This window comes from Rhodococcus koreensis (assembly GCF_900105905.1).
GTDB lineage: Bacteria > Actinomycetota > Actinomycetes > Mycobacteriales > Mycobacteriaceae > Rhodococcus_F > Rhodococcus_F koreensis.
The window spans coordinates 2,609,670-2,630,558 of sequence record NZ_FNSV01000005.1; the positions used below are offsets into that span (position 1 = coordinate 2,609,670).

General features: G+C 68.6%; 24 protein-coding genes and 1 pseudogene. 9 read left to right on the forward strand and 16 right to left on the reverse strand.

What is annotated here, in order from left to right; all coding sequences use genetic code 11:
• Positions 1-62: 62 nt before the first annotated feature.
• Positions 63-479 carry a DUF3151 domain-containing protein gene (locus BLV94_RS16825; RefSeq protein WP_072937365.1) on the reverse strand — a complete coding sequence of 139 codons (417 nt, stop codon included), beginning with the start codon at positions 477-479 and terminating at the stop codon, positions 63-65.
• A gap of 138 nt (positions 480-617) precedes the next feature.
• On the opposite strand from BLV94_RS16825, the gene BLV94_RS16830 reads away from it, so the two are divergent.
• Positions 618-1,784 carry an Rv0361 family membrane protein gene (locus BLV94_RS16830; protein WP_072937366.1) on the forward strand — a complete coding sequence of 389 codons (1,167 nt, stop codon included), beginning with the start codon at positions 618-620 and terminating at the stop codon, positions 1,782-1,784.
• A 59-nt stretch (positions 1,785-1,843) separates the two neighbouring features.
• Here BLV94_RS16830 and fbaA read toward each other — a convergent pair whose 3' ends face one another.
• Positions 1,844-2,878: a class II fructose-bisphosphate aldolase gene (gene fbaA / locus BLV94_RS16835; protein WP_072937367.1), complete on the reverse strand. Its 1,035-nt coding sequence runs from the start codon at positions 2,876-2,878 to the stop codon at positions 1,844-1,846.
• Between the two features lie 204 nt (positions 2,879-3,082).
• Between fbaA and BLV94_RS16840 the strand changes: the two genes are divergently transcribed.
• Together BLV94_RS16840 and BLV94_RS16845 are read left to right on the forward strand one after the other, a co-directional pair.
• The gene (locus tag BLV94_RS16840; RefSeq protein WP_275957896.1) at positions 3,083-3,814 is read left to right on the forward strand and encodes a VTT domain-containing protein; all 732 of its coding nucleotides are present in this window, start codon (positions 3,083-3,085) and stop codon (positions 3,812-3,814) included.
• Between the two features lie 25 nt (positions 3,815-3,839).
• Positions 3,840-4,505 carry a DedA family protein gene (locus BLV94_RS16845; RefSeq protein ID WP_072937369.1) on the forward strand — a complete coding sequence of 222 codons (666 nt, stop codon included), beginning with the start codon at positions 3,840-3,842 and terminating at the stop codon, positions 4,503-4,505.
• On the opposite strand, the pseudogene BLV94_RS16850 reads toward BLV94_RS16845, so the two are convergent.
• The 5 genes and pseudogenes from BLV94_RS16850 to BLV94_RS16870 all read right to left on the reverse strand — a co-directional run.
• Positions 4,502-5,282: pseudogene (locus BLV94_RS16850) on the reverse strand (GTP-binding protein); the annotation flags it as partial. The gene BLV94_RS16845 and the pseudogene BLV94_RS16850 sit on opposite strands and share 4 nt — an antisense overlap.
• 6 nt (positions 5,283-5,288) lie before the next feature.
• A complete protein-coding gene (locus BLV94_RS16855) occupies positions 5,289-6,644 on the reverse strand; it encodes an LLM class flavin-dependent oxidoreductase (RefSeq protein ID WP_072937370.1) in 1,356 nt (451 codons plus the stop codon).
• A 67-nt stretch (positions 6,645-6,711) separates the two neighbouring features.
• Positions 6,712-7,830 carry a glycoside hydrolase family 76 protein gene (locus BLV94_RS16860; RefSeq protein WP_072937371.1) on the reverse strand — a complete coding sequence of 373 codons (1,119 nt, stop codon included), beginning with the start codon at positions 7,828-7,830 and terminating at the stop codon, positions 6,712-6,714.
• A gap of 34 nt (positions 7,831-7,864) precedes the next feature.
• Positions 7,865-8,557: a TrmH family RNA methyltransferase gene (locus BLV94_RS16865; RefSeq protein ID WP_072937372.1), complete on the reverse strand. Its 693-nt coding sequence runs from the start codon at positions 8,555-8,557 to the stop codon at positions 7,865-7,867.
• A gap of 4 nt (positions 8,558-8,561) precedes the next feature.
• Positions 8,562-9,164: a hypothetical protein gene (locus BLV94_RS16870; protein ID WP_072937373.1), complete on the reverse strand. Its 603-nt coding sequence runs from the start codon at positions 9,162-9,164 to the stop codon at positions 8,562-8,564.
• A gap of 114 nt (positions 9,165-9,278) precedes the next feature.
• Between BLV94_RS16870 and BLV94_RS16875 the strand changes: the two genes are divergently transcribed.
• Positions 9,279-9,725 (forward strand): DUF3592 domain-containing protein, encoded by a 447-nt coding sequence (locus BLV94_RS16875; protein ID WP_072937374.1) that lies wholly within the window; start codon positions 9,279-9,281, stop codon positions 9,723-9,725.
• Here BLV94_RS16875 and BLV94_RS16880 read toward each other — a convergent pair.
• On the reverse strand, positions 9,709-10,440 hold the full coding sequence (locus tag BLV94_RS16880) for a lysoplasmalogenase family protein (RefSeq protein ID WP_072937375.1): 732 nt from the start codon (positions 10,438-10,440) through the stop codon (positions 9,709-9,711). The two genes, BLV94_RS16875 and BLV94_RS16880, sit on opposite strands and share 17 nt — an antisense overlap.
• Before the next feature lie 102 nt (positions 10,441-10,542).
• Between BLV94_RS16880 and BLV94_RS16885 the strand changes: the two genes are divergently transcribed.
• Positions 10,543-11,184, forward strand: coding sequence for a ScbR family autoregulator-binding transcription factor (locus BLV94_RS16885; RefSeq protein WP_072937376.1), 642 nt, complete (start codon positions 10,543-10,545; stop codon positions 11,182-11,184).
• Position 11,185: 1 nt separating this feature from the next.
• On the opposite strand, the gene BLV94_RS16890 is transcribed toward BLV94_RS16885, so the two are convergent.
• Positions 11,186-11,482, reverse strand: coding sequence for a hypothetical protein (locus BLV94_RS16890; RefSeq protein WP_072937377.1), 297 nt, complete (start codon positions 11,480-11,482; stop codon positions 11,186-11,188).
• 243 nt (positions 11,483-11,725) lie between these two features.
• Between BLV94_RS16890 and BLV94_RS16895 the strand changes: the two genes are divergently transcribed.
• Entirely contained in the window at positions 11,726-12,994 is a 1,269-nt protein-coding gene (locus BLV94_RS16895) for a benzoate/H(+) symporter BenE family transporter (protein ID WP_072937378.1), read from the forward strand.
• A gap of 4 nt (positions 12,995-12,998) precedes the next feature.
• On the opposite strand, the gene BLV94_RS16900 is transcribed toward BLV94_RS16895, so the two are convergent.
• From BLV94_RS16900 to BLV94_RS16910, 3 genes are read right to left on the reverse strand one after another with little or no spacing between them, the layout of a single operon-like run.
• The gene (locus tag BLV94_RS16900; protein WP_072937379.1) at positions 12,999-13,514 is read right to left on the reverse strand and encodes a DnaJ family domain-containing protein; all 516 of its coding nucleotides are present in this window, start codon (positions 13,512-13,514) and stop codon (positions 12,999-13,001) included.
• A 16-nt stretch (positions 13,515-13,530) separates the two neighbouring features.
• Positions 13,531-14,175: an SRPBCC family protein gene (locus tag BLV94_RS16905; protein ID WP_072937380.1), complete on the reverse strand. Its 645-nt coding sequence runs from the start codon at positions 14,173-14,175 to the stop codon at positions 13,531-13,533.
• Positions 14,172-14,543: an ArsR/SmtB family transcription factor gene (locus tag BLV94_RS16910; RefSeq protein WP_072937426.1), complete on the reverse strand. Its 372-nt coding sequence runs from the start codon at positions 14,541-14,543 to the stop codon at positions 14,172-14,174. Before BLV94_RS16910 ends, BLV94_RS16905 begins: the two co-directional genes overlap by 4 nt.
• Before the next feature lie 564 nt (positions 14,544-15,107).
• On the opposite strand from BLV94_RS16910, the gene BLV94_RS16920 reads away from it, so the two are divergent.
• From BLV94_RS16920 to BLV94_RS16930, 3 genes are all read left to right on the forward strand, one after another.
• Complete coding sequence (locus tag BLV94_RS16920) at positions 15,108-15,563, forward strand: SRPBCC family protein (RefSeq protein WP_072937381.1); 456 nt, start codon at positions 15,108-15,110, stop codon at positions 15,561-15,563.
• A gap of 95 nt (positions 15,564-15,658) precedes the next feature.
• Positions 15,659-16,099, forward strand: a complete 441-nt coding sequence (locus BLV94_RS16925; protein ID WP_072937382.1) for a MarR family winged helix-turn-helix transcriptional regulator — start codon at positions 15,659-15,661, stop codon at positions 16,097-16,099.
• A gap of 32 nt (positions 16,100-16,131) precedes the next feature.
• Entirely contained in the window at positions 16,132-17,394 is a 1,263-nt protein-coding gene (locus BLV94_RS16930) for an MFS transporter (RefSeq protein WP_072937383.1), read from the forward strand.
• A gap of 54 nt (positions 17,395-17,448) precedes the next feature.
• Here BLV94_RS16930 and pyrE read toward each other — a convergent pair whose 3' ends face one another.
• From pyrE to BLV94_RS16950, 4 genes are all read right to left on the reverse strand, one after another.
• Positions 17,449-17,979 (reverse strand): orotate phosphoribosyltransferase, encoded by a 531-nt coding sequence (gene pyrE, locus BLV94_RS16935; RefSeq protein WP_072937384.1) that lies wholly within the window; start codon positions 17,977-17,979, stop codon positions 17,449-17,451.
• A gap of 20 nt (positions 17,980-17,999) precedes the next feature.
• Positions 18,000-18,794 (reverse strand): SDR family NAD(P)-dependent oxidoreductase, encoded by a 795-nt coding sequence (locus BLV94_RS16940; RefSeq protein WP_072937385.1) that lies wholly within the window; start codon positions 18,792-18,794, stop codon positions 18,000-18,002.
• Positions 18,795-18,861: 67 nt separating this feature from the next.
• Entirely contained in the window at positions 18,862-19,752 is an 891-nt protein-coding gene (locus tag BLV94_RS16945; RefSeq protein ID WP_072937386.1) for a type III secretion system chaperone family protein, read from the reverse strand.
• Between the two features lie 121 nt (positions 19,753-19,873).
• The gene (locus tag BLV94_RS16950) at positions 19,874-20,845 is read right to left on the reverse strand and encodes a hypothetical protein (protein ID WP_072937387.1); all 972 of its coding nucleotides are present in this window, start codon (positions 20,843-20,845) and stop codon (positions 19,874-19,876) included.
• Between the last annotated feature and the right edge of the window lie 44 nt (positions 20,846-20,889).

Below are 20,889 nucleotides of genomic sequence, written 5' to 3' on the forward strand. Positions count from 1 at the left end.
GCAGCCGCTGGGCCGAAGTCCTCAGCCCGTCCCGGCCACGGACTTTCGCCGTGCTGAGGGCGTTAACCGACGCCAAGCGCTTCGGCGGCTCGGGGATCGCAGTCCTCGAGCAGATCGAGGCACCGCGCGTACTCGTCCGTTTCGCCGATCGCCTTCGCCGCCTTCGCCAGGACGGCGACGCAGCGGAGGAAACCGCGGTTGGCCTCGTGGCTGTAGGGAACCGGGCCGAAACCCTTCCAGCCGTTGCGACGCAACTGGTCCAGGCCACGGTGGTACCCGGTACGCGCATACGCGTAGGCCGTGATGGTCTGGTCGGCGTCGAGGGCAGCCTCGGCCAGGTAGGCCCATGCGATGGATGCGGTGGGATGGGCGGCTGCGACGGAAGCCGGATCCTCGTGGTTCAACAGGGCCGACTCGGCCTCGTCGTCCCCGGGAAGCAGCGTGGGCTGTGGTCCGAGAAGGTCACCGAAAGACGTCATGCGCCTATTGTGCCCCCGCCGCGGCGCCGTCACTGCGTCGGCCCACGTCCGCGACGCGCCCTGTCGTGGTCTCCGATGACTCGCGATGTCGTTAGGCTGCCTCCAACGTTCATTTCTCTGCAGACCGAGGGGCAGCGCGTGCAGGACCCGAAGAAAGACGATCCGACTCAGAAGCCGGCCACGGACACACCGTCCGGCCCGGCTGCGGCCAACGTTGGCAAGGCCGCGGACGCGACCACGAAACCTGCGAAGTCCGCGCAGCCCGTGCCGAAGGCAAAGTCCTCGCCCGAGGCAGCGCCTACTACGGACGCCGAGCCCACCGCGCCGAAGTCGCCCGAGCCGAAGCCCCCGCAGAAGAAGGCACCCGAGAAGCCGGCGGAGAAGCCCGCCGAGCCGCAGTCCGAACTGCCCAAGCCCCCGGCGCCCCGCCCGCGGGCGGAGGCACCTCAGGGCGCCGCGGCTTCCGCAGCGAAGCCGCAGGAGAAGGCGTCCGAGGCGGCCACCACCGCGATCCCCACGCAGACGGGTGGACGGGCCGCACCCGAGGCCGCGACGGTGCAGATGCACCGCACCCCGAACACTCAGAACCCGAAGGCGCAGAATCAGCGGGGCCAGGCAAAGACGCCGTCCGGCGACGAGACGGTCGCGATCCCGGTGACCAGGCCCGCCGTCCCGTCGACACCGCCGCCACCCCGGCCGGCGCCTCAGGCGAACCGGCCTCAGCAGCCGCAGAACGGGCGGCCCGTCCCCCCGCCGCCCGCTCCCCCGCGCCCGGCGCCCGCACCGCCGAAGGCCGCTCCGCAGCGAGTGCTGCCGCCGCAGCAGAGCGCGCCGCAACGCGTCGCCGCGGCCGAGAAGCCTGCGAAGAAGCACGGGAAGGCGTGGCTGTTCGCCGCGATCGCCGCCGGCGTCATCGTCGTTGCCGCCATCGCGGTCGCCGGGATCGTGGTCTACAACAACAACCAGGCCGAGAATTCACCCGAAGCTCAGGTGCAGGGAACGATCGACACGTTCGTCGCGGCTCTCACCCAGGGCGACCTGGCGACGCTGCGCACCAGCACCTGCGGCAGCCTCGCCGAGTACTACCAGGGCATTTCCGATCAGGATTTCGCCGAGGTCCACCAGGTCGCCGTGACGCAGCAGAACATTCCGGTGGTCGGCGGCGTCGACGCGGTGCAGATCACCGGTGACACGGCCATCGCCCAGGTGAAGGCCCACACGGCCGCCAACCCGGGCGAGCAGTCGTGGCGCACGTTCAACCTCGAGAAGGTCGACGGCACCTGGAAGATCTGCGATCCCAGGTAAACGACTGTGCGCCTTTCCGGTAGCTACAGCTACCAGAAAGGCGCACGAGCCCGAAGGGCCTATCCGGAGACGGAACGTCCTGCGGACTTGAGGTCGTTGCAGGCCTCGATGACGCGGGCCGTCATGCCGGCCTCCGCCTTCTTCAGGTAGCTGCGGGGGTCGTAGACCTTCTTGTTGCCGACCTCGCCGTCGACCTTCAGCACGCCGTCGTAGTTGCTGAACATGTGGCCCACGAGCGGACGGGTGAACGCGTACTGGGTGTCGGTGTCGACGTTCATCTTCACGACGCCGTAGTTCAGCGCGGCCTCGATCTCCGACTTCAGCGAGCCCGATCCGCCGTGGAAGACGAAGTCGAACGGCTGCGAGCCGTCGGACAGGCCGAGCTTCGCGGCGGCGACCTTCTGGCCGGTCTCGAGCACCTCGGGACGCAGCTTCACGTTGCCCGGCTTGTAGACGCCGTGCACGTTGCCGAACGTGGCGGCCAGCAGGTACTTGCCGTTCTCGCCGGTGCCGAGCGCGTCGACGGTCTTCTCGAAGTCCTCGGGCGACGTGTAGAGCTTGTCGTTGATCTCCGCTTCCACGCCGTCCTCTTCACCACCGACGACGCCGATCTCGACCTCGAGGATGATGTTGGCTGCCTTCGCCTTCGCGAGGAGCTCCTGGGCGATCTCCAGGTTCTCGTCGATCGGAACGGCCGAACCGTCCCACATGTGGGACTGGAACAGCGGGTTGCGGCCGGCCTCGACGCGCTGGCGCGAGATCTCGAGCAGCGGGCGGACGAACGTGTCGAGCTTGTCCTTGGGGCAGTGGTCGGTGTGCAGGGCGATCGTGACGTCGTACTTCGCGGCGATCACGTGAGCGAACTCGGCGAGTGCGACCGCGCCGGTCACCATGTCCTTGACGCCCAGGCCCGAACCGAACTCGGCGCCACCGGTCGAGAACTGGATGATGCCGTCACTGCCGGCGTCCGCGAAGCCTTTGATGGCGGCGTTGATGGTTTCGGAAGAAGTGCAGTTGATGGCGGGGAAGGCAAAGGAGTGCTCCTTGGCCCGACCAAGCATCTCGGCGTAGACCTCGGGAGTCGCGATTGGCACGGCGGCAGTCCTCCATAAAGAGTCGATTTCGGCGCGCGCGATCAGCGCAGCGCGCGATGTGGTCCTAGCAGTATGGCAATACCGGTAGCGTACGTCTCCCGGTGGCTGTCACGGCACCCCGTTTCGGCGGGTCCGCGGCCCGGCCGAAACTCCATGACCTGCACTATTCCGACAGTCGGGGATTCCGCCGGTACGCTGAGGGCCGTGATTGTGCAGGCAGCATCGGATTCCGTGACCAACCTCGCGTTGTTGCCGGGATTCCTCGACCCGGTGAACCTCCTCAACTCCTTCGGCACGTGGGTGCTCGTCGGACTCCTCCTGGTCGTCTTCATCGAGTCGGGTTTGCTGTTCCCCCTGCTCCCCGGCGACTCGCTCCTCTTCACCGCGGGACTCATCGCGGCGTCGAAGTCGACGGAGATCGAACCGTTCGCTCCCCTCTGGGCGCTGCTGGTTCTGATCCCGATCGCCGCGATCCTCGGCGACCAGGTCGGCTTCTTCATCGGCAGCAAGGGCGGGACCGCCCTGTTCAAGAGCGACGACGCGCGGTTCTTCAAGAAGAAGTACATCGACGAGTCGCACGCCTTCTTCGAGAAGCACGGCCCCATCACCATCATCCTGGCCCGGTTCGTTCCGATCGTGCGCACGTTCGCGCCGGTCGTCGCGGGTGCGTCGCGGATGAAGTACCCCCTGTTCCTGACGTACAACATCGTGGGCGGCATCCTGTGGGGCGCCGGCGTCACGCTGCTCGGCTACCTGCTCGGGCAGATCGAGTTCATCCGCGACAACGTCGACGTCATCTTCCTGCTGATCGTCTTCGTGTCCGTGCTGCCGATCATCGTCGAGGTGGGCAAGCGCATCGTGAAGTCCCGCCAGGGCACGAACTCCGCGACCGAGGATCCGCAACCGGTCACCACTCCCACCGATCCGACTTCCTGACACCGATCGGGGTAGCGCACTGACGATGGTCACCACGGCAGCAGGCAGCTTCGGGCCTCTCGTCTCGGCCGGCCCAGCGCTGGTCTGGGTCGTCGTCCTCGCGTTCGTGTTCATCGAGTGCGCGGTGATCCTGGGTCTGTTCCTGCCCGGCGACTCGATGCTGATCACCGCCGGAATCGTGCTGTCCAACCACGCGTCGGGCTCCGGCCACGTGTGGGCGCTGTCGGTCGGGGCGATGATCGCCGCCATCTGCGGAAATCAGGTGGGGTACGTCATCGGTCACCGCACCGGCAACCGCATCCACGCCCGCAAGGGCGGGAAATATCTCAACTACGCCAACCTCCACAAGGTGAATGTCCTGCTGGAGAAGCACGGCTTCTGGGCAGTTCTCGTCGCGCGCTGGATTCCGTGGATCCGCACCCTGTGCCCGCTGGTCGCCGGTGCGGCCAAGATGAACCACACCAAATACACGATCGCCAGTACTATCGGCGCCATCTTCTGGGCGCCCGTACTGCTGCTCATCGGCTTCTACTTCGGCTCGTTCCTCGACCGGGTGTCGTGGCTGATGCCGGCGGTGCTCGCCGGGATGGTCACACTGCTGGTGATCGGCACGGCCCTCGGGGTGTGGCACTACCGGCAGGAGATGGCGCGGCCACCCGAAGATGTGGCCGTCGAAGAAGTACTGGACTAGTGCCGATGCACCGGCTCCCACGCGGGCAGCGGGTCGTCGAACCGCACCCACGCCGCCGGTCCTGACGCCAGCTCGTCGTCCGTGAGCAGCGCCGGGTCGAGGATCCGCCGCGGTCCGTCGGGATCGAGGCGGACGCCGATGAACACGATCTCCTGCCCCGGACGTTCGTCCGTGGACGCCCACAGCTGGGCGGGTTCGATCACGAGATTCGGGCCGGCCTGCGACCAGACGGCGGCGAGGCCGGGGCGGCTCGCGATCCAGCAGAAGCCCTTGCTGCGGAGCAGGCCGGTGAACCGTCCCAGCGCCTGCTCGAGCCGTGCCCGGGTGGAACGGCCGCGACGCCCGGTAGGTGACGCTGCGGATGCCGTATTCCTCGGTTTCCGGGGTGTGCCCCGCGGCCAGTTCCTCCGCCCACCCGGGCAGCTCGGCCGACGCCTCCGGGTCGTACAGACCCGTGCCGAGTACCTCGCCGGGATCGACGACGCCGCGCGTGGTGCGCAGCAGTGTCGCGGCGGGGTTGAGTCTGCGCAGAGCAGCTTCGACCGCGCCGGCGGCACTCTCGCTCACCAGATCCGTCTTGTTGAGCAGGACGACGTCGGCGAACTCCACCTGATCGACGAGGAGGTCGGAGATGCTGCGCTCGTCGCCCTCCCCCGCCTCGAGATTCCGGTCGTCGAGACGCTCACCCCTGGCCAGTTCGCCGAGGAACGTCGACGCATCCACCACCGTCACCATCGTGTCGAGGGCGGCGACCGAGCCGAGGCTGAACCCCGGCTCGTGCGACTACAGCGCGACGGTGGCCGACGCGTCCGCGTACTGGCTCTCGGGGCGCGGCAACCCGAAGTGGTCGCGCAGCGTGGTGCCCGAGTACTCGGTGCGGAACAGTCCACGCTCCTGCAGGATCGGGACCACCTTCTGCGCGAACACCTCGAGGCCGCCCGGGTAGTACGGCGGCATGACATTGAACCCGTCCGCCGCGCCCTGCGTGAACCATTCCTCGATGGTGTCGGCGACCTGCACCGGCGTCCCGACGACGACCCGGTGCCCGCGCGCACCTGCAAGACGGTGCAGCAGTCCGCGCAGCGTCGGGTTCTCCCGCTCGACGATGCCGGCGATCACCTGCAGACGGCTCTGCTTGTTGTCCGTGACATCGCCGGCGTCCCCGAACAGTCCGGCAGGCACGGGGGCGTCGAGATCGAGGTGCCGCACGCTCGAGCCGGTGAGAGCCTCGAGTTGGGCGATCCCGTACTCGGGCGAGGTCAGTTCGTTGAACTCCCGCTCCAGGTCCCGCGCCTCGGCCTCGGTGTCGCCGAGGAACGGGCTGATGCCGGGAAGGATCTTCACGTGCTCCGGGTTGCGGCCGAACTGCACCGCGCGCTGCTTGACGTCGGCGTAGAACGCCTGCCCGTCCGACAACCGCTGGTGCGCGGTGAAAATGGCCTCGGCGTACTGTCCCGCGAACGCGCGGCCCTCGTTGGACGCACCCGCCTGCACCAGCACCGGGTGTCCCTGCGGCGAGCGCGGCGCGTTGAACGGTCCCCGCACCCGCAGGTGGCGTCCGACGTAGTTGATCTCGTGGATCTTCGACGGGTCCGCGTAGATGCCTGCGGCCTTGTCGATCAGGATGGCGTCGTCCTCCCAGCTGTCCCACAGCTTGACGGTCGCGTCGACGAATTCCCGCGCCCGCGCGTAGCGGTCGGCGTGGTCCGGATGGCTGGGCAGTCCGAAGTTGGCCGCCGCCACCTCGGTTCCGGTGGTCACGATGTTCCAGCCGGCCCGGCCTCGGGAGATGTGATCGAGGGACGCGAACAGCCGTGCGAGGTTGTAGGGCTCGAAGTACGTCGTGGACGCGGTCGCGATCAGCCCGATCCGTTCGGTGGCCGTCGCGATGGCCGTCAGCAGCGTGATGGGCTCGAGTGCCCCGGCGGCACCGTGCTCGACGTCGCTGCGCAGGGCGGGGCCGTCTGCGAAGAAGATCGCGTCCAGCTTCGCGGCTTCCGCTGTCTGCGCGATCTCCTGGAAGTAGGAGACGTCGTACAGGCGCTCGGGCGTCGTGAGCGGGTGCCGCCACGCCGACTCGTGGTGCCCGGCCGGGTAGATGAACGCGTTGAGACTCAGCTGCCGCTGTTGATCTGACATAACGAACTGTCTAACAGCGCCGAATCCGGGGCGATACGGTTAATTTTCGCGTGATTCGAACCGTCGCCTAGCGTCGCGGATACCCCGCCGCGGACACCATGTGCGCGGCCTCCATCAGCATCCAGCCACCGAGCTGCACGGACATGTCGCGTTCCGGGATCCCGGACGAGCGCACGGTGCCCCCCGTGAACGTGGCGATTCCCCCGCCCATCCCCGGCAGCTGCGCCTGCCGGGTCCAATCGTGGCCGAACAGCGGCTGCCCCTCGATCTGCAGCCGGTTCTCCCACGCCGATTCCGCGGAGGTCAGCACGAGCTGGGCGGCGATCTCCCGGGCCCGGATGTCGGCGGGCGACTCCCACGGCAGCATCACCGCGGTCAGCGCCAGATACCGTGCGAGGATCCCGTTGAACAGGCCGCCGTCTCCCCCACCGCCGCCGTCGATGACGCCGTGGGGTGCGAGGTGTTCGTCGATGGCGTCGACCAGCCGGTGGGTCCGGTTGCGGTGCCGGGGCGAACCGAGGCGCACGGCAAGTTCGGTTTCGAGTCCGAGCACGACGCCCTGACAGTAGGAGTAGATGTTCTTTTCGATCTCGCCGCCGGGGTGGATGCCGTCGGCGATCAGGTTGGTGTGCACGTCCCGCAGCGTGTCGTCGATCCAGTCGGCGGTGGCCTGGGCGCGCCACAGCTTTCCGGTGCGGGCCAGCATGATCCCGGCCGGTCCGTTGGCGGGCGCGTTGTAGAAATTCGAGCCCTTCCGCCACGGGATGCCGCCTCCGGCCTCGGGCGCCCAGGCGTCGAACAACTGGGATTCGAGCGCCTGCACCGCACTTCTGTTGTCTATGAAGTGCATTCGCTGGGCACGCTCGAGGGCGATCCCCAGCCAGGCCATGTCGTCGTAATAGTTGTTGGTCCAGCCCGAGATGTTCCGCAGACGGTGGCTGCGCGCCAGTTTCACGATGCGACGACGACGACGCGGCGTGGGGTCGCGTTCGAGCGCGTCGACGGCGCAGTCGAGCAGATGGGCCTGCCACCAGTAGTGCCAGCTGAGGAACAGCCGCTCGCGCCGCACCGCCGGCCAGGCGACGACGCCCAGGGTGGTGCCCGGGAGCGCCCACAGCCGGCGAAGGTGCCTGCTCACCACCGCTTCTTCAGCGGCGTCCGCGCGCGCCGACCACGAGTCCTGCATAAGAGTTGATCTTGCCTATTCGCCGGGGGTTCCGCTACCACGCACGACCGAGGTCGGCGTGCTGACGAACCCACGCATGCATGGCGATTCCTGCGGCGACACCCGCGTTGATGCTGCGGGTGGAACCGAACTGCGCGATCGACACCGTCATCGCCGCAACCTCTTTCGCCTGGTCGGTGACTCCCGGCCCCTCCTGCCCGAACAGGAGCACACAGTCGCGGGGCAGGCTCGCCGTCTCGAGCGGCACCGACCCGGGCGTGTTGTCGACGGCCACGATGGTGAGACCTCTCTCACGTGCGAAGTCGACGAGGCCGTCGACGTCCGGGTGGTGGAGGACGTGCTGGTACCGGTCGGTGACCATGGCGCCGCGCCGGTTCCAGCGTCGGCGTCCCACGATGTGGACCGCCGCGGCGGCGAACGCGTTGGCGGTGCGCACCACCGTCCCGATGTTCGCGTCGTGCCCGAAGTTCTCGATGGCCACGTGGAGCGGGTGGCGACGGCTGTCGATGTCCGCGACGATCGCTTCCCGCGTCCAGTACCGGTAGGCGTCGACCACGTTGCGGCGATCGCCACCGGCCAGCAGTTCGGGGTCGTACCGCAGGTCGGTGGGGGCCGGGGTGTCGTGCTCCTCGGTCCACGGGCCGACGCCGTTCGGGTTCTCTCCCCATTCGGTGGGACCCGTCTCGGCGACCTCGACCTCCACCGGGCCCGTCTCGACTCCGCTCACGACGTCAGAACGTCTTGTTCGAATCGGGGGCGACGGTGAATCCGTGCGACGTCTCGTCGTTGGTGCACGTGACGGCCGTGGCGGTGGTGCCGCAGGTGTAGCCGAGCTTCGTCAGTTTCGACCCGGCGGGCAGTGCCGCGTCCGGTTCGTCGCCGCCCGAGGTGTAGACGAGGCCGCCCGCGCACATGAACGACGCCTCGCCGTCGTCCTCGACGCGGATGCCGTGACCCCAGTCGACCATGCAGTCGTCCGGGCGCGGCGGCACCGGGCTCGTCGACCCCTGGCAGCCGGCCTCGGTGCGGTTCGGCAGCTTGATGATGCCGCACTGGAACCCGCCGTCCGGGGACGTGAAGAAGTACGACTCGTTGTGCTCGTACGGGACGTCGACGAGCGTCGTGGTCGGCGCTTCCGTCGTCGTCGGCGGCGGCGGCGCGACGGTCGTGGTCGTGGTGGTCGGCGGAACCGTCGTCGTGGTGGTGGTCACAGGGGCCGCGGCCGTCGTCGTGGACGTCGGCGGAGCCACCGCGTCCGAGGACCCACCACACCCTGCGAGCATCATGGCCGAGCCAATGCTCAGACACACCAACGACACCCGACGCCACGCCATACGGCCACCTCCACACATGCTTACCTGCTGCCGACACTGCACTCTAACGGCAGTGCGGCGGCGGGGCCGCTTCGGCGAGGCCGGGACGGGTTAATCTGGAGGTGGAGGCATTCGATGAATCATCAGCGCATCGTGCGGACGGTCTGCTTCGTCACGGTCGGCTACGTCATCGTCCTCGCCGTCTGGCTGGGATGGTTGATCCAGCACACCCCGCCGGCCACCATCCCGTACCAGATCATGGGATTGGTCGCGGCCTTCGGCTCGGCGCTGGGATTCGGGATGATGGCGGCCGGGCGGCCCAGCCGCGCCGACCGCAAACTCGAACGGCACGGACTCGAGGGCTGGGCCCGCATCGAGCACGTCACCCCGCTTCGCCGCACCCCGGACGACGGAGAGCTCACCGAACTGGACCTCCGGCTGACCGTGCCGGGATCGGAGAGTTACGCCGGACGGGTGGTGTACGAGGTGCGGCGGGAGAACGCGACACGCTTCGTGCCCGGCGAGACGATCACCATCCTGGTGGACCCGGAGGACCGGGACCACATCATGCTCTGCCCGTGATCCGGCGACGCCCGAGCGCGAGCATCCCCTCGACGAGCAGCAGCTGGGCCGCCGCATAGCTGGCGAGGATCGCCCCTTCGGCCGCGGCCCTCCCCCGTTCTCCCCGGATGAACAAGCGCCGCACCACGATCAGGCCGTCGGAGGCGGTGAACAGCATCCCGCCCACGCCGAGCCAGCTGCGCCGGTCGGTTCCCGGCACGGCCACATTCGCGAACACGTCGGCGCCGGGCGCGAGGGACGGGTCGGCCGAGAGGGTCGACGTGGTGCCGAGCAGCGCACCGTACGCGGTCAGCGGTGCGGCGACCTCCTTCGCCCGCCCGCGGAGAAGCGCCGCCGCGCCTGCCCACCCCGCGAGCCGGGGCAGCAACGCGGGCACGGTGGGCCGGGCGCCGCGGCGCAGCAGCAGCAGCGCGGAGTAGCCGACCTGCATGACGGCGAACGCGGACGCGCCGCGCACGAGACGGGCGTCGTCGTCGGGGTCGATCATGAAGACGTCCCCCACGGTCGCGGCGGTGAGACCGGCGAGGAGGAGCGCGACGTCGGCGGGGTCGGTGCCCGCGCGCCGCCGCAGCACCCGGGCGGCGAGCGCGGGCGCGATCAGTGGTTTCGCCACGCGCTGCAACCGTTCCCGCCCGGTGACGGCTCCGACCACGGTGGCCAGCGTCGCACCGGCGAATACCGCGTGCTCGACACCCCAGTTGTTCTTCGACTTCACGTCTTCCTCCCACGCTTTCGGATGTGCCGAGGTTACCGGTCCGAACAGTGGTTGACTGGAGAGTGGATGCCACGGAGAATCCGCGATTGTGAGGCACAGGTGATGGCAAAACAGGCGCGCGCGGCGGCCACCCGTCATCAAGTATTAGAGGGTGCGGCACTGAGCTTCGAGAAGCTCGGGTACGGCGGCGCGAGCCTGAGCGGCATCCTCTCCTATGCCGACGTGACGAAGGGCGCCTTGTACTTTCACTTCGAGTCCAAGGAGGCGCTGGCCTGGGCGGTGATCAAGGAGCAGCACGCGATGGCGATGCTGGCGGCGCAGCGCGTGCTCGCGACGGCGCAGTCACCGACGGAGGCGATCCTGTTGTGCGCCAAGGAGATGGCGCGCCAGCTGCTGACCGAGCCGATCGTGCGGGCGGGTGTGCGCCTGACCCTCGAACTCGGGACGTCCCGCGGCCCGGCCACCGATCCCTACATCGACTGGACCGACACCCTCGTCGCACTCGCGGGCAAGGCAAGGGAGGCCGGGGAACTGCGCGCGACCGTCGATCCCGCGGCGCTGGCCCGTTTCCTGGTCAGTTCGTTCACGGGTATGCAGTTGGTGTCCGAGGCGCTGACCGGGCGTGCCGACCTGTACGAGCGGCTGGCCGACATGTGGGGCCTGCTGCTGCCCTCGATCGCATCGCCGGACATGCTGCCGCGGCTGCTCGAACTCGCGGCACTGCGCGACGACGTCGCGTCCTGACTCAGACGCCGGTGTGGGCGGGTTCCTCGGGACCGTCCGGCGCCGGTTGCGGCAGGTCGAGCGGATGCGACTGCGTCGGCGCCGGCTGGACGACGGCGATGCGTGCGCCGTCCGGAATGGCATCGACGGAGCAGATCGTTCCGAAGACGCCGAGCCCGCCGAACAACGCCAGCAGGCCGTAGGCCAGGAACGTCGATGTCCGCTCGACAGCTGATCGTGGTTCGCCCTCCAATGCCATCGTGGTGCGCCGCGCGTACACGGCCCTTCGCTCTCGGGGATTTCGGCTGCGTTCCACCATGTGGCCCTTCTTCGCATGATCGGTCGGTGCGGATGGTGTCGGGTCGACGCCTACGAGTCTGTCGTGGCGGCGGCCGGGTGTCGCTGCCCCCAGGGATGGAATGCACTCCACCCAGGGTTCGACGGCCCGGCCCGGAACCCCGGGACGTGGGCGGTTATGATCCGGACCACACCATTTGTACGCACAGCGAAAGTTTTGTCCGCTTTGCGTACATCGTGAGCATTTCCCGAGCAGGAAGGCCTCATGACGACCACCGAGGAACCGACCCGCAGCGAAGGCGCGCAGACGCGTCCCCCTCGCTTCGAACGACCGCCGTGGCCGCCCGCCGGCCCCCGCCGCCTGCTCCGCGACCTCGGCGGCACCTACGCCGCCAACGGGCTGATCGGGCTGATCTTCTCCGCGACCGGTCCCGTGGCCGTGATCCTGGCCGCCGGTTCCGCGGGCGGACTGTCGCCCGGGCAGATGGCATCGTGGATCTTCGGCGTCTTCTTCCTCAACGGCATCCTCACCGTCCTCGCCAGTTGGTTGTACCGTCAGCCGCTCGCGTTCTTCTGGACGATCCCCGGCACGATCATCGTCGGCGGCTCACTCACCCACCTGTCGTGGCCGGAGGTGCTCGGAGCGTTCCTCGTGACCGGGCTCCTCATCCTCGCCCTCGGCCTGACCGGACGGGTGCGCCAGGTCATGGCGATGCTCCCGATGCCGATCGTCATGGCCATGGTCGCCGGCGTCTTCCTGAAGTTCGGCACCGACCTCGTTCACGCCGTGGGAACCGATGCGGCCGTGGCCGTTCCGATGGTCGTCGCCTTCGTCCTCCTCGCGTCCCGCGCCGCGCTCGGCCGGTGGATGCCCCCGATTCTCGGCGCACTGCTCGTCGGGGCGGCCGCGGTCGCGGTCACGGGCCGCTTCCAGCCCACCGGCACGGGCACACCGTGGATTGCGGCGCCGATGTTCCAGGCCCCGCAGTTCACCTGGCAGGCGATCGCCGAACTGGTCGTCCCGCTGGCGATCACGGTCATCGTCGTGCAGAACGGTCAGGGTGCGGCCGTGCTGACATCCGCCGGACACAAGCCGCCGATGAACGTCGGCACCGTCCTGTGCGGGGCCTGGTCCCTCGCCACCTCCGCCGTCGGAGCCGTGTCGACGTGCCTGACGGGGCCGACCAACGCCCTGCTGGTGGCGTCGGGGCAGCGCACCCGGCAGTACACGGCGGCCATCGTCTGCGGACTGCTCGCCGTGGTCGTCGGCCTGTTCGCGCCGCTGTTCGTACAGCTGATGCTGGCCACCCCGGCCGCGTTCGTCGCGACGCTCGGCGGCCTGGCGATGCTCCGGGCTCTGCAGGGGTCGTTCATCGCCGCGTTCGGCTCCCGATACACGCTGGGCGCGCTCGTGACGTTTCTGGTGACCGTCTCGAACGTGCAGTTCCTCAACATCGGGGCGGCCTTCTGGGGACTGGTCGCCGGACTGCTCGTGTCCCGGGTGATGGAATCGGGCGATTTCCGCACGGGATGACCGGTCACCGTCCCCGCCGCCACCACCGTCTACCGGCTCGGGGCGGGTCCGGTGCCGGTTCCGGTTCCGGTTGCGATTGCGGGTGCGCTGCCGGTTGCGGCTTCCGCACGTACTGCTTCTGCTGCCGCCACGTCGCGACGACCTCGTCCGCGTCGACCGGGCTCACCGGGATCCGCGGGCCGGACGGCGCCCGCAACCACTCGACGATCTGCAGGTTGAGCTGCGCCACCACGTCCCGCACCGCCTGCTCGGACGGCATTCCCCGGATCGTGTCGGGCAACCGCTCGATCTCCTTGCGCAACTGCAGCGGCGTGGGGAGCAACGAGTCGGTGGGCAGATTCTCGCGCCGGAGGTAGTTCTTCACCCACCACAGTTCGTCGTCGACGTCGCCCGCCGGAATCGGCTTGCCCGCGCCGGGGAGATCATCGAAGTCGCCGCGCTCCTGAGCGAGCCGGATCTGCTTGTCGATCCAGCTCTCGAAGCTCACCCCGGGAGGTTTGCGCTCGGTCACGCTCGCCATTCTTCCAGGACCCGGTTCAGCCCGCTTCGGACTCGACTCCCGTGTAGAACGCGGTCGTGCGATCGCCCGCCGCGGTCGCCGCGACTTCCGGAGTCCCGAACGCGATGCTCGCGTCCCGCCACTTCGCGCTGCTCGCCGTGACGAACTCCTTGCCCTCGTCGCTAGCCGACCAGGCCTCGCTCTCCTTCGGGTCCATCGACTCCCCAGACCCCAGGTACAGGAACAGACCCAGTACCCCGAGTTCCCACCCGACACCGGTCGCCCCGGGCCCGTATTCGTCCCAGAACTTGTCGTCGACGTGCGCCGTGTGCCGAAGCTCGAAGCGGGTGCCCCCGCCCTGGTCCGCGGTGACGGACACGTCGATCCAGCTGACGTCGCCGCCGTACTCCCAGGTCGCGGTGAATCCGTTCGGCGGATCACACGTGAGGATCTCGCCGCCGGCGTTCCCTTCGAGCTGGTAGCGACCGTGCAGCCGCAGGTCGCCCGTCACCGGCATGAACCACCGCGGAATTCGCTCGGCGTCGGTGCAGGCCTCCCACACCTCCTCCACGGTGGCGTCGTAGGTGCGGCCGATGGTCACGATGCGGGCCTCGCCCGCCTCGAGCGTCCGACTGCCCACCGAGCGGCGCACCGCGTTGATCTGTTCCGTCACATCGATCATCGATCGCTCCCTTGCTTCGGGTCTTTGCCGTCCTCGCCGGACAGTCGCTGCTCTCGTCGCCCGCGCGCGATCTCCGTGGCCAGTGCGTCGAGCCGCGGCGTCCAGAACCGCCGGAACTGGCCGAGCCACGCGTCGATGTCGCGGAGCGGTTCGGTCTGCACCGCATACAGCCTTCGCGGACCCTCGCTCCGGACGGTGGCGAAACCGTTCTCCCGCAAGACCTTCAGATGCTGAGACACCGCGGGTTGCGAGATTCCGAACTCGGCACGGATGACGTCGCCGACCGCACCGGACGTCTTCTCGTCGTCCGCGATCAGCTCGAGGATCCGGCGACGGACCGGATCGCCGAGTACGTCGAAGGCGTGCATGCCGATCATATTTCAGCCTTCGCTTATATAAGTCAAGACGCAAATGACCGGCGATCACTTGCCAAGGCGCCTCGCTCCTTTTACTGTGACACGACGTCTCAGTTAAATGGACTGACGGCGCAGGTTCCGTATCCGCCCCAGGGAAGCGACCATGACAGCGACCACCCCCGAGCACGCCGCAGCACCCGAGAGCAGCGGCGACGAGCGGCACCTGCGCGTCGTCGTGGTCGGGGCCGGACTGTCCGGGATCGCCGCCGCCCCAGCTCGACTATGTGATCGACGGGATTACCAAGGCGGAGCGGCAGGGCATCGAGGTGCCCGAGGTGCGCGATCAGCCGTTCCGCCGGTTCAACGACGCGGTACAGAAGGGCCTGGAGCGGATCGTGTTCAACAACGGCGGATGCAGCAGCTACTACCTCGACGCCGACGGCAGGAACTTCGCCGCGTGGCCGTGGTCCACTGGGTCCCTGCGCCGTCGCCTCGCCCGTTCGACCGCGAGAACTACGCCGTCCGGCCGTACCGAACACAGCCGTCCCCCTCCCCTCACCCGTCAGGAAAGTCACGATGATCGAGATCCATCACACTGCCGTCGCCGGCGCACCGGTCGCGGGCGCGTTCGACTACGTCGACGACTATCGCCATGTCCCGTCCTGGATGTTCGGGATCACGAAGTTCGACCCGATCGGCGAACAGGATCGGGGGCTCGGCGCCGTCTACGACGCCGCGATGAAGATCGGCCCCAAGACCCTCGGTTCCGTCGTGAAGGTCACCGGGTGGGAACACAATTCGCTGATCGAGCTCGAATCGATCGACGGCCTGTACACCCACTCGCGGTGGCAGTTCGACGCGGTCGGTGAGACCGAGACCCGCCTGACGGTCGATTTCCGCTACGACCTGCCCGGCGGGCTCGCGGGCAAGGCGCTCGGCAGGATCATCGAGCCCTTCGTTGCGCAGGCGATCCGCCACACCGACGCCACGCTGCGGCGTCAGGTGGAGGAAGTCGCGCGCCGGTCGGCCTGACCCCCGGTCCACGCGCCGGCCGTTCACCGTCGCGTGACGGGTGGAACAGCTGGCGGCCGTGTACATAGTTAGTTAGCCTATGTAACATGTTTTCCATGGACGACGACACGCGGCTGCAGAGTCTGCTCGTCGACCTGGTCACGAATTCTCACCGATTCACCAGGCTCGCGAGCTCCTTCGGATCCGAGGACCATCCCCGGCCGTGGACCCGTGCCCTCGCCCTGCTCGACGACCACGGCGAGCTCCGCATCAGCGAGTTCGCCCGCATCGACCGCTGCTCGCAACCGTCTGCGACCGCCCTGCTGCAGAAGCTCGCCGATCGCGGATACGTGGCCCGCCGGCCCGATCCGGACGACGCCCGGGCAGTCCGGGTGTCCATCACAGATCCCGGACGCGACTGGCTGACCGTAGCCCGCAACGAGATCGCGGGCGCCCTCGCCCCGCACTTCGCGGACCTCGAACCCGAGCAGCTCGAACGACTGACGCAGGGCCTGTCGGAACTGCGTTCGATCGTCAAGTCGTCGGCCCGCGCCTGACGACCCATCCATCCCGAAACACATCGAAGGAGGTGGCCGTGAACACCACGACCGCAACCGTCACGAACAGCAGCGAGGCGCCACCGAGCCTCCTCCACCAGCCGAAGTCGGTGTGGGCCGTCGCCTTCGCCAGCGTCATCGCGTTCATGGGCATCGGGCTCGTCGACCCCATCCTGAAGCCGATCGGCGAACAGCTGGACGCGACCCCGTCCCAGGTGTCGCTGCTGTTCACCAGCTACATGCTGGTCACCGGTGTCGCGATGCTCATCACCGGTGTGGTGTCGAGCCGGATCGGCGCCAAGAAGACCCTCCTGACCGGTCTCGCCGTCATCGTCGTGTTCGCGGCGCTGGCCGGAAGCTCCGGCACCATCGCCCAGATCGTCGGCTTCCGCGCTGGCTGGGGACTGGGCAACGCCCTCTTCATCGCGACCGCACTCGCCGCCATCGTCGGCGCGGCCAGCGGCGGCGTCGCGCGCGCCATCATCCTCTACGAGGCCGCGCTGGGCATCGGCATCGCCGTCGGCCCGCTGGTCGGCGGTGTCCTCGGCAACATCAGCTGGCGCGCACCGTTCTTCGGCGTCGCAGCCCTGATGGCCGTCGCATTCATCCTGATCGTCGTGATGCTGCCATCCGCCCCCAAGCCGGAGCACCGCACGTCGATCGCCGCGCCGTTCCTCGCCCTGCGCCACCGCGGCCTGCTCACCGTCGCGATCACCGCACTGCTCTACAACTACGGCTTCTTCACACTGCTCGCGTACACGCCGTTCCCGCTGGACATGGGAACGTACTCGATCGGATTCATCTTCTTCGGATGGGGCCTCGCACTGGCGGTCGCGTCGGTGTTCCTCGCCCCGCGCCTGCAGCGGCGCTTCGGCACACTGCCGATGATGATGGTGGCCCTCGCGCTGTTCGCCCTCGACCTCGCCATGATGGCCGCGTTCACCGAGAACAAGACCGTGCTCATCGTCGGCGTCGTCCTCGCCGGGCTGTTCCTCGGTGTCAACAACACCCTCATCACCGAGACCGTGATGATCTCCGCCCCCGTCGAGCGGTCGACGGCGTCCGCGGCCTACAGCTTCGTCCGCTTCGTCGGCGGGGCCGCGGCACCGTGGGTCGCCGGCAAGCTCGGTGAGAGCAATATCCACCTGCCGTTCTGGGTCGGCGCGGTGTGCACCGCTGCCGCGATCCTCGTCCTCGCGACCGGCCGCAAGGTCCTCGCCCACGTCGACGAGCACGATCCCGAACCGCACAGCGTCGACGAGGCACTGGCCGTCACGGCCGGCGACGCCGACTGACTCCCTGACGTGAGTGGCGAAGTGTGCCCCGGCACGCTTCGCCACTCACGTGTGTCAGAGGTTCAGGTCGGGAAGACCGAGGAGCGAACGGTACTCGAGACCCTCGGCCGCGATCACCTCGCCGGCCCCGGTCGCCCGGTCGACGACGGTCGCGACACCCACGACGATCGCCCCGACGTCGCGCAGCGCCTTCACCGCGGTGAGCGGCGAGTTGCCCGTCGTGGTGGTGTCCTCGACGACGAGGACGCGCTTGCCGACGACGTCCGGTCCCTCGATCTGCCGCTGCATCCCGTGCGCCTTCGCGGCCTTGCGCACCACGAACGAATCGATCGGCCTGCCCGGGGCGTGCATCACGGCCATCGCCACCGGGTCGGCGCCCATCGTCAGCCCGCCGACGGCGTCGAAATCCCAGTCCGCCACCAGTTCACGCAGCAACTTCCCGATCAGCGGGCCCGCCTCGTGATGCAGCGTGGCGCGGCGAAGGTCCACGTAGTAGTCGGCTTCCTTGCCCGAAGACAACGTCACCTTGCCGTGCACAACAGCCAGCTCGCGCACCAACGCGGCCAGATCCTCACGATCACTCATGCCAGAAACCCTACCCACCTCTACGTGCGGGCACGCCCCCGGCCGAACACGTTGGTCAGCCGCCGGACCAGACTCTTCGGGACGAGACGTCCGGCGGTCGTCAGCACCTTGTACTGGAGGCCGGGAATGCTCACGACCTTGCCGGCCTCCAGATCCGCCAGCGACGCGGCGACGACCTGGTCGACACTCAGCCACATCGCATTCGGAATCGAACTCATCTCGATGCCCGCGCGCTCGTGGAACTCGGTGCGGATGAATCCCGGGCACAGCGCCTGGATCCGCACACCCGTGCCGCCCAGCCCGTTCGCCAATCCCTCGGAGAACGAGATCACGTACGCCTTGCTCGCCGAATAGGTCGACCCCCGTCCGGACAGCAGTCCCGCGACGCTCGCCACGTTGATGACGGTGCCGTTCGCCGCCGCGATCATGCCGGGCAACGCCGCGCGGGTCAGCTGCATGACGGCGGTGACGTTCACGTCCAACTGGGACTGCAACAGCTCCGGCGTCGCGGTCCAGAATTCGCCCGACGTGCCGAATCCGGCGTTGTTGACCAGTACTTCGACACCCTTCCCGAGGCGTTGCGCCACCTCCTCGCGCCCGGACACCGTCGCCAGATCGGCCTGCAGGATCTCGGACTCGGTGTCGAACAGCGCCTTCATCTCGTCGGCGAGGGCGTGCAGGCGGGTGTCGTCACGGGCGACGAGCACGAGGTCGTAACCGAGGGACGCGAACTTCCTCGCGAAACCGGCACCGAGCCCCGACGTCGGGCCGGTAACGAGGGCAACGGGTCGGGCTGAGCTGGGGGGCGTCGACATACCGGTGACGGTAGCAAGGCGCTGCGCGCCTGTGCGCGGTTAACGAGTCCGAAGACTCGCTACGCACTCACGAGCGCGGAGCGCCCGGCGGAGGTGCGGGACGTGGCGGTGTGGCCGGGCGCGCTTCCGGGGTCGGACGTCCCTGGGATGCGGGACGCTCCTGGGATGCGGGACGCTCTTGGGATGCGGGACGCTCCTGGGATGCGGGACGTCCCTGCTGCGTGGGACGCCCCTGCGGTGCGGGACGCCCCTGCGGTGCGGGGCGTTTCTCCGGTGCCGGGCGCGCTTCGACGGGGGCGCCGTCACGCAGTCGCGGCCTGCTGGGGTCGTGATGGCCACGGTCGAGTCCGCTCGGCTCGGTGACCGGCGGCAGGACGTGCAGGATGCCGGACAGCCGGGCGACGGCCTCGATGGCCGAATCCCATTCCCGCCCGCTGCTGCCGATGGGCAGCGAACCGAGGGTCCACTCCCCCTCGCTCCACAGCATGTTCACGTGCGGCGGCACCGACTCGGTGAACGCCACCATCCGCTGATCGCAGACCCTGCGGGCGATCTCGAGGTCGGTGGCGAACACGACGCGCGGTCCGATGGCGCCGAGGAGGTCGAGGTCCGAATCCTTCGGCGGCGGGGTCGACTTGAGGCGGAGGTCGATGTCGACGTCCGAACCCACCCGGCGGCGCACCGCGACGATGGTCGCGGTCTCCTCGAGGTCGAACAGGATGAACGACTCACCGCGGCGTTCGCCCTTCACCACGTCGATGGCGCTGAGGTACTCCTGCTTGGCCAGCGCGGCCCGATGGAACTGGGCGGGCAGCCGCTCTTCGACGTTGTCGTACGTGTAGCCCTGGGCCTTGGCCCAGATCTGTCGCACACGACCCGTCTGATCACGACGCGAGCGATCGAAATAGAGCAACGCGCACGCGCCTGCGAGTGCGATCAACGCCAGTAAGAACCACATTCCGGTCATCGTTGATCAGCCTAGCGAGTCGAGGGCGTAACGAGGGTAAGCGGTACCGGGACACCCCGTGTCAGTTTTGCCCGAACCGGCCCGACGGCCGTGTCCGCCGACACGGGTGAACTCAGTTGCCACCGAGCTTGGGCAGCTCGGTGCTGATGATCGTCTCGGCCATCATCGTGCCGTTCTCGACTTTCGTCCCCTGCACCATGACGGTGAATCCGGGTTTCAGATCGGCGACCGTGGTGCCGTCGAGTGCGATCACGTTGGTCTGCGCGTTGGTCTGGACCGTCAGCTTCGAACCACCGAGGGCGTCGAGGATGAGCGTGGAACCGTCGTTGGTGCTGATCGTTCCGAACGCGGCACCCGCGGCCCCGATGGCCTCGCCGATTCCGCCGGGAAGTTGATCGAGCGGCGACTCGGTAGTGGTCGACGGCGGCGCGGTCGTCTTCGGCGGCGCGGTGGTGGCCGGCGGGCGGGACGTGGTGGGACCCGCCGCGGTGGTGCTCGACGAGTTGTTCGGCGCAGTCGTGAAGAGGGCGACGCCGAAGCCGATGACCGCGATCAGCAGCAACGCGGCGGCCGCGGCCGCGATCCATGTGCCGATCCTGCGAGGCTTCTTCTCCTCGGTGGCCTCCGCGACCGGCGCCTGATACTGCGATCCCGGGTACTGGCCCGGCGGGTACTGCGGTCCCGGGTACTGGGCGTTCGGATACTGCCCCGCCGGATACCCGCCCTGGTACTGCTGGGCCTCGTACGGCGGATACGCCTGTGTGGCGTTCGGCGGTGGAGCCTGCTGGTCGAACCGCGGGTCGTAGGTCGGGTACGCCTGCGTCGGATTGGGCTGGTTCTGCCCGTACGCCGCGGTCGGGTCGGACGTGTAGAACTGCTCGGTCGGCCCGCCGGCGGACCCCGGGTACTCGGTGCGGTGGCCCTGGTCCGACGAGCCGAGGTGCTCGGTCGGCTGGTCCTGCCGCGACCACGCCTGCGTCGGGTCCTCGTCACGAGCCCGCGACGCGGAATCGTCGGTCGTCCACGACTCCGTGCCGTCGTACGCGCGTTCCTGCGGGGTGCGCGGATCGTCGGGGTTCATCATGATCGGCCCCTCCCTCGGGTTCGTCTGGCCGGTGTCCTGCGGTT

Coding starts and splice junctions, on each gene's coding strand:
- BLV94_RS16875 (WP_072937374.1), top strand. CDS start 9,279: ATGAATCATCAGCGCATCGTGCGGACGGTCTGCTTCGTCACGGTCGGC.
- BLV94_RS16860 (WP_072937371.1), bottom strand. CDS start 7,830: ATGCAGGACTCGTGGTCGGCGCGCGCGGACGCCGCTGAAGAAGCGGTG.
- BLV94_RS16920 (WP_072937381.1), top strand. CDS start 15,108: ATGATCGAGATCCATCACACTGCCGTCGCCGGCGCACCGGTCGCGGGC.
- BLV94_RS16940 (WP_072937385.1), bottom strand. CDS start 18,794: ATGTCGACGCCCCCCAGCTCAGCCCGACCCGTTGCCCTCGTTACCGGC.
- BLV94_RS16855 (WP_072937370.1), bottom strand. CDS start 6,644: ATGTCAGATCAACAGCGGCAGCTGAGTCTCAACGCGTTCATCTACCCG.
- BLV94_RS16895 (WP_072937378.1), top strand. CDS start 11,726: ATGACGACCACCGAGGAACCGACCCGCAGCGAAGGCGCGCAGACGCGT.
- BLV94_RS16845 (WP_072937369.1), top strand. CDS start 3,840: ATGGTCACCACGGCAGCAGGCAGCTTCGGGCCTCTCGTCTCGGCCGGC.
- BLV94_RS16950 (WP_072937387.1), bottom strand. CDS start 20,845: ATGATGAACCCCGACGATCCGCGCACCCCGCAGGAACGCGCGTACGAC.
- BLV94_RS16870 (WP_072937373.1), bottom strand. CDS start 9,164: ATGGCGTGGCGTCGGGTGTCGTTGGTGTGTCTGAGCATTGGCTCGGCC.
- BLV94_RS16890 (WP_072937377.1), bottom strand. CDS start 11,482: ATGGTGGAACGCAGCCGAAATCCCCGAGAGCGAAGGGCCGTGTACGCG.
- BLV94_RS16910 (WP_072937426.1), bottom strand. CDS start 14,543: ATGCACGCCTTCGACGTACTCGGCGATCCGGTCCGTCGCCGGATCCTC.
- BLV94_RS16945 (WP_072937386.1), bottom strand. CDS start 19,752: ATGTGGTTCTTACTGGCGTTGATCGCACTCGCAGGCGCGTGCGCGTTG.
- BLV94_RS16825 (WP_072937365.1), bottom strand. CDS start 479: ATGACGTCTTTCGGTGACCTTCTCGGACCACAGCCCACGCTGCTTCCC.
- BLV94_RS16885 (WP_072937376.1), top strand. CDS start 10,543: ATGGCAAAACAGGCGCGCGCGGCGGCCACCCGTCATCAAGTATTAGAG.
- BLV94_RS16900 (WP_072937379.1), bottom strand. CDS start 13,514: ATGGCGAGCGTGACCGAGCGCAAACCTCCCGGGGTGAGCTTCGAGAGC.
- pyrE (WP_072937384.1), bottom strand. CDS start 17,979: ATGAGTGATCGTGAGGATCTGGCCGCGTTGGTGCGCGAGCTGGCTGTT.
- BLV94_RS16905 (WP_072937380.1), bottom strand. CDS start 14,175: ATGATCGATGTGACGGAACAGATCAACGCGGTGCGCCGCTCGGTGGGC.
- BLV94_RS16925 (WP_072937382.1), top strand. CDS start 15,659: ATGGACGACGACACGCGGCTGCAGAGTCTGCTCGTCGACCTGGTCACG.